At 53.1% G+C, this 326-nt stretch carries 1 pseudogene; it reads left to right on the top strand.

Features of this window, described 5'->3' with window-relative positions:
• Positions 1-117 (top strand): annotated as a pseudogene (locus AB3X94_RS42055) (IS5/IS1182 family transposase); the annotation flags it as partial.
• Between the last annotated feature and the right edge of the window lie 209 nt (positions 118-326).

Genomic DNA, 326 nt, shown 5'->3' with positions numbered 1-326 from the left:
TTCCGCCGACTCGCACGAGACTACGAGCGATTGCCCGAAACTCTGGCTGGCTTGCACTTCGTCGTCTTCTCCGTGCTTATGCTTGTTCACTTTGCAACCCTTAGCAAAAGTGCCTAACACCCTCTAACCGCATACTCGTACGCGAAATCTATGCCAACAAGCCAACGCCAATAGCAAGTGGAACCTCGAAAGCCCTTAACAGGTTGCTGAAGTACCGCTGAAACACGTCATCGCGCAGAGTTCGTGAAGCGTTGATAGATGAACCACCACTTGCCCACTGGAGATCATGGGCGGCGCCGACACGTTCACCGAGAGTTTGTTTTCCG

The sequence above is a fragment of the Paraburkholderia sp. BR10923 genome, assembly GCF_040948765.1.
Lineage (GTDB): Bacteria > Pseudomonadota > Gammaproteobacteria > Burkholderiales > Burkholderiaceae > Paraburkholderia > Paraburkholderia youngii.
Note: the sequence above shows the minus strand (reverse complement) of the source record. Positions and strands in the feature narration are given on the sequence as shown.